Raw genomic sequence first — 6,309 nt, forward strand, 5'->3', positions numbered from 1 at the left:
TTTCCTTGCGGAAGACGACGTTCACGGCTCCGTCGGCACCCATGACCGCAATTTCCGCGGTGGGCCATGCCCAAACGCGGTCCGCGCCCAGGTCCTTGGAGCACATGGCCAGGTACGATCCGCCATACGACTTGCGGAGTACCACGGTCAGCTTCGGGACGGTGGCTGCCGAGTAGGCGAACAGCATTTTCGCACCGTGGCGAATGATTCCGCCATGCTCTTGTGCGACGCCCGGCATGAAGCCGGGGACGTCGACGAGGGTGAGCAGCGGAATGTTGAAGGAGTCGCAGAAGCGAACGAAGCTTGCACCTTTGTCCGACGAGTTGATGTCCAGAACACCAGACATCACTTGCGACTGGTTAGCGACGATACCGACTGTCCGGCCAACGACGCGGGCAAATCCGACCACAAGGTTTTGGGCGTATCCGGCCTGGACCTCGAGGAAGTCGCCGTAGTCGACGATCTTGCGGATGATATCGCGGACGTCGTATCCCTTACGGCCATCGACGGGGACGATGTCGCGGAGGGATTCGTCGGGCTCGACAACCTCGTCCGGATCAACGATGGGTGGCTCTTCGGTGTTGTTTTGCGGCAGGAAGCTCAGGAGCTTCTGCGCGATCAGGATGGCTTGCTCGTCATCGTCGGCGACGAAGTGAATGTTGCCCGCTGTGCTCATGTGAGCATCGGCACCACCGAGTTCGTCAGCGGTGACTTTTTCGCCGGTCACGGACTCGATGACCTTGGGGCCGGTGATAAACATGTTGGCCTTGCGGGTCTGGATGATGAAGTCCGTCAGTGCCGGCGAGTACGCGGCACCACCAGCGCAAGGGCCGGCGATGATGGAAACCTGCGGTACAAGCCCGGAGAGCAGCACGTTGTTGTAGAACACGCGGCCGTATCCGGAAAGGGAGTCGATGCCCTCCTGGACACGAGCTCCGCCGGAGTCGTTGATGAAGACGAAGGGGGTGCCGGTGGTCGCGGACGCCTTCATCATGGCGACCACTTTGTTGGACTGCATTTCGCCAGCGGACCCGCCCATGACGCTGAAGTCCTGGGATGCGATGTGCACTGGCCGTCCGTAGACCGCGCCGGATCCGGTGACGACGCCGTCGGCGGGGGCGTCGGCCTTGTCCATGCCGAAGTGCGTGGTCCGGTGCTTGGCGAACATTCCGGTTTCCTGGAACGTGTCTTCGTCGACAAGCTTGGTGATGCGCTCGCGGGCGGTCATCTTGCCGCGGTCGTGTTGCTTGTCCAGGCGTGCCTGTCCGCCGCCGAGGCGGATGCGGTTCTTTTCTTCTTCCAGCTGTTCGAGGCGCTCAGGCATGCTGGGATCGTGAGGTTGCTCACTCATTTATTTGCTCCGTTTCTGCTGTCTTTCGCGGTGATCAACTGGTTTATGCGGGTTCCACGGAGACAGTGTGGCTGCGGCCGCCTGTGGTGACTTTGTACGTAATCGGTTCGCGGATGGCAGTGGCGTCGCCGGAGGCCTTCGCCTCTTCGCGCTCGAGCTGTTCCTTGGTCTTGCCGACGTTCTTCGGGCCGTCGGGGCGAGTCTTGAAGAATCCCGGCGCGACCTGCGGGAACAGGGCGTTGGTGAGGACGTCTTCGTCGGACCCGTCGGTGCCGTCGAGTTTGTCAGCTTCCTCAACCAGGTTGTCCCATTCGGGCTCAAGGAGGTCCGCGGGACGCTCGGTGATGGGCTCTTTGCCGGTCTGCTTCTTGGCTTGCTCGATGAGGTCTTTATCCCTCTCACCTGGGGCTTCGCCGTAGTATCCGAGGAGGAGGTCGGCGAATTCAGCCGTGAGCACTTTGTAGCGGCCCATCAGCACGTTGAACACGGCCTGGGTGCCGACGATCTGTGACGATGGCGTCACCAACGGCGGGTATCCGGCTGCCTTCCGAACGACGGGGACTTCTTTCATCACCTCGTCGATACGGTCGCCCGCGCCCTGGGCTTTGAGCTGCGATTCCATGTTGGAGAGCATTCCGCCCGGAATCTGCGATTGGAAAATATTGGTGTTGACCAGTGTCTTGGACTCAAATTCCGCGTACTTCGGGCGCACTGTCTTGAAGTGGTCGCGGATATTAATGAGCCGATCCATGTCGAGCCCGGTCTCGTAGTCGGTGCCTTCAAGCATTTCGACGAGAGACTCGGTGGGGTTATGCCCTGGCCCGAGGGACATGGAGGAAATGGCGGTGTCGACGACATCCGCACCGGCTTCAATGGCCTTCATGAGGGTGACCATCGTGACGCCGGTGGTGGAGTGGCAGTGGACGTTGATCTGCGTATCTTCGCCGTAGGTGTCCTTGATGCCACGGATGATGTCGTAGGCGGGCTGCGGTTTGAGCAGCGCGGCCATGTCCTTGAGCGCGATCGAATCCGCGCCCATATCCAGCAAACGCCCTGCTAGATCGATGTAGCCCTGTACGTCGTGCAGTGGGGACACGGTGTAGCAGATGGTGCCCTGCGCGTGCTTGCCCACCTTCTTCACGGCCTGCATGGCGTGCTCGAGGTTGCGGGGGTCGTTGAGCGCGTCGAAAACCCTGAAGACGTCCATGCCGTTTTCAGCGGATTTTTCAACAAACTTATCGACGACGCCGTCCTCGTAGTGACGGTATCCCAGAAGGTTCTGGCCACGAAGCAGCATCTGAAGGCGTGAGTTGGGCATGAGCTTGCGGAAGGTGCGCAATCTCTCCCACGGGTCTTCGTTGAGGAAGCGGATGCAGGCGTCGAAGGTTGCGCCGCCCCAGCATTCCACGCTCCAGTACCCGGCTTTATCTATATCCTCACAGGCATCGACCATGTCTTCGAGGGCCATGCGTGTTGCCATGAGGCTCTGGTGAGCATCACGCAGAGCCAGTTCGGTCACTCCAATTTTTCGCGTGGTCATGGCCACTACGTTAAGCCGATTTGTTGGCTGTTGCACCACAGCTCACCGTCGTGACTTACCGCACTCTTGGACTTGAACAGTGATTAACCCAACTTGGAGGGGGGCGTCGCGTCCTTTCTCGTCGTAAATATTCAGGTTTGCGACGGTGTGTTGCTGTTTTTATGCGACGACGGTACCCCGTTCCGGGGGGCATTAAGCGCCGGAAACAGGCATTGCGCTTATCTTCAATCACGTTCGGGAGCAATTGATCACATTCCGGCATATACACCCGCTGTTTTCTGCGTATCTGATTCCTAGGCAGTGGATTTGTGATCCCCGATGCGAATCCGATGCGGTGGACATGCGGTTGATTATTACGGAGCACACGTGGTTTTACTAGGGTATGGCTATGCCATCTTTGTCGTCGATGTGGTCGCATGCCAGTGATTTGACGTCGTTGCGCAAGTTGTCTTCCCGTACACCGCGGGAAAAGCGGATCGATAACACATTCTTCCTGCTGGCGGGTTTAGCTAGCATCTGGTTAGCGGGGGAATACTTCAAACTTAGTTTTGTTTTAGATTTTCGTTTGTTGTTGATCATTCCTGCATGGGGTGTGATTGCTTATCTCACTCTCCCCCGGCTTCACCGAATTTTGACGCGAATTTACGTCCCCAATTACTTCATCGGGCGCACTCGGACGTCGGATGGGCTTTTGGGTGATCCGGTGAATATCGCGTTCGACGGCACTGCCGAGCAGCTCCACCGCTCAATGACTGAAGCGGGTTGGACGTTGGCAGATCCGGTGACGTTTCGGTCGTCGGCAAAGATTGTCTGGAGTTCCATTACTCGGGCTTCTTATCCCGCGGCGCCGGTGAGTCCGCTGATCCTCTTCGATCGCGAGCAAGACCTCGCCTACCAGCAGGAAGTAGATGGTTCTCCCTCCCGACGCCACCACATTCGGCTCTGGCGATGCCCCAAGGACTGGCCACTTCCCGGTGGCCACCGCGTGGACTGGGTGGGCTCCGCCAGTTATGACACCGCCGTCGGCGTTAGTTTTTTCACCTTACAAGTAACCCATCGCATTGCTGCCGATATCGATAGGGAACGCGACCACGTCGTATCGACGGTTCGTTCTTATGTCCCCGAGAGTTCGGTATCCATGATTGAGGATTTCTCGACGGGCTATCACCATGTCAATGGCGGCGGCGACAAAATCCACACCGACGGAGATCTTCCCATTGTCGACGTCAGTCGGGTCGGATTGCGCTCTGGTTCATCCGATGACGACAGTGCTGGCGCGACGGAGGAAACGCCCGAGGAACTGCCCGACGAGATCGAGGAGGATGCTCCAAACGACGCCGAGGAAAACGCCGAAGCGGAAAACACCGTCGAGGAAAGCAGCGATGCTGAGCCACTCACGGCACGCGGCTCGGACAATGTGGACTCGACGATTAACGGGACGCGCTATACAGGCCGGGCGTCCACGCACTACGACGACGACATTTCCGATGAGGAACGTGCTGCCCGACGTCCGAAGAATGCGCAACGCACACCACGCCCACCGAACCTAATGCTCTCCATGGGGATGCTGTTCCTCGTCGTCGCGTGGCAAAGCGTCGTACTGCTATACAAAGCGGACCAGCACCGATTTATCCCCGGCACCTTGCAGGACATGGGTTTCAGCCACCACACCGCCTACGTCGCGACACAGTGGTACGTCGGCTTACTAACGTTGGGGACCCTTATTCTGGTTCTGCTCACACTCGGCGGATTCACCCACGCGCGCGATGCTCTGATGCTGTTCCTCACCATCGCCATCGTGATTTCGATCCTTGATCGCAATGGGATGCGCATGATCGCCGCTGGTCACAACAACTTGCTGCTCACGACAGCGACCATTATTGCCCTGCTAGCACTGTCTTCCGACGACGTTCGCAACTGGATACGTGGGCACGAACCCGCCGCTGTTTGGGGACCGGTGAGGAAAATTCATCTGCCAATTGATGATCATTCGCGGTAGGCGCGACGACGATTGACGACGGTTACGGCATCGGTTATGGCATCGCGGGGCTTCTCAAGCGTCGTCATATCGCCGCTCTACCGGCACCGTGTCAGTGGTTTCACCAGCATTACCGTATTATGGTGACGCTAAAGCTGTTATGTCGGAGTCCACGACATCGTGTAACAGGGCCACATACCGCCGGTGTATGCGCTGCCCTTAACCTTGCATGGCAGACAACACCATCGTTCGTGCGCTGCCACGCGGAGTCAGAAAGGTTGATATGCCGAAGTCAAAGGTAACTGAGTCCTCAGAGTCGAGGCCCGCGTCGTCATCGACGTCCACCCGCACCCCGGTCAAGCTCAACAATGCGTCCACCCCGCTGTGGTACCGCATCATCATGTTCGGCTTCATCATTGCTGGGCTTCTATGGCTGGTGGTCAACTACATCGCTGGGCCGCAAATCCCGTTCATGCAGGACCTCAATGCATGGAACTACGCCATTGGTTTCGGGCTTTTCGTCGTTGGACTCTTAATGACTATGGGATGGAAATAGGCATAACTGCCTAACGGCCCCTAACCGCCTTATCGCAGCATTATCGCAACATTCCAGGCGACGCCGGATCGACGGGTGCGAGGCCGCGGAGAGTCCACATTTCTTTGTCACCGCTGCGCCGACGGTGGAAGCGCATCTGCCACTCGGGGGGAATATCGCAGCGCCAAAAGGCCTCGGGTGGGGCATCCAGAGCATGGACCAGTAGTGCGCGCCCCAGGGATTGGTCGCTGACCGTGACGTATTCTCCTGGTTCTAGCTCATCAGCCCACTTCGCCACGCGGTCGATATAGGTGCGTAGCGATTCCCCACCATGCCCGACATAGTCCGGGTGTTTCCTCCACTGCGCAATCTTCATCGGTGACACGAGAGGCAAAGGCTTCCCCGCCCACTCCCCCACATCCCACGGGCCCGGGTTGCCGACGAAAACGCGCAAGCGGGTGGATTCGGCCGCATCTTCCGTGCCCGGACCCGCGTCGTTAATATCACTGAATTCCTCGTAACGACGCAGCTCGTGCCGATAATCTGCCCACCGAACTGTGTCTTCTGACGACGCGAACCGTGGCAGACGTGCACTCGCGAGGGGTGCCGAGACAACGATGAGTCGTACCACGTGGATAGGGGCGCGACTCTGCCGATGAAAATGCCTCATACTGAAATTATCCCACTGAGAGGCGAACTTCCCATCAATACAAAGGTTAAAAGTTTCCACATCGTTTATTGTCGTATAACCATGTTTTTAGGGATAAGTAGCAAAAAGTGTGTCCGGTCGGCGTGTCGCGGGTGGGCTCTTATTTTTGTTCGAACATGCGGACTTTGTCGGGGCCTATCTAGGGTGTGTCGTCGGTATTGATAGCGTCGTCGTAGAGGGAGCTGGCCGTCTAATG

The 6,309-nt window shown here is 58.2% G+C and carries 5 protein-coding genes; 2 read left to right on the forward strand and 3 right to left on the reverse strand.

The genetic code is table 11. The features are described 5' to 3' along the window. Positions 1–1,351, reverse strand: a 1,351-nt coding sequence (locus Q3981_RS03050; RefSeq protein WP_303123794.1) for an acyl-CoA carboxylase subunit beta, incomplete at its 3' end; no start/stop codon positions are given. A gap of 43 nt (positions 1,352–1,394) precedes the next feature. Beyond that, positions 1,395–2,891 (reverse strand): methylmalonyl-CoA carboxytransferase subunit 5S, encoded by a 1,497-nt coding sequence (locus Q3981_RS03055; RefSeq protein ID WP_204087781.1) that lies wholly within the window; start codon positions 2,889–2,891, stop codon positions 1,395–1,397. Positions 2,892–3,273: 382 nt separating this feature from the next. Between Q3981_RS03055 and Q3981_RS03060 the strand changes: the two genes are divergently transcribed. Further along, a complete protein-coding gene (locus tag Q3981_RS03060; RefSeq protein WP_303123797.1) occupies positions 3,274–4,890 on the forward strand; it encodes an LssY C-terminal domain-containing protein in 1,617 nt (538 codons plus the stop codon). A 262-nt stretch (positions 4,891–5,152) separates the two neighbouring features. Beyond that, entirely contained in the window at positions 5,153–5,425 is a 273-nt protein-coding gene (gene crgA, locus Q3981_RS03065; protein ID WP_012730727.1) for a cell division protein CrgA, read from the forward strand. Positions 5,426–5,465: 40 nt separating this feature from the next. On the opposite strand, the gene Q3981_RS03070 is transcribed toward crgA, so the two are convergent. Next, on the reverse strand, positions 5,466–6,074 hold the full coding sequence (locus Q3981_RS03070) for a histidine phosphatase family protein (RefSeq protein WP_303123799.1): 609 nt from the start codon (positions 6,072–6,074) through the stop codon (positions 5,466–5,468). Positions 6,075–6,309 lie beyond the last annotated feature (235 nt).

The organism is Corynebacterium sp. (assembly GCF_030530965.1).
GTDB lineage: Bacteria > Actinomycetota > Actinomycetes > Mycobacteriales > Mycobacteriaceae > Corynebacterium.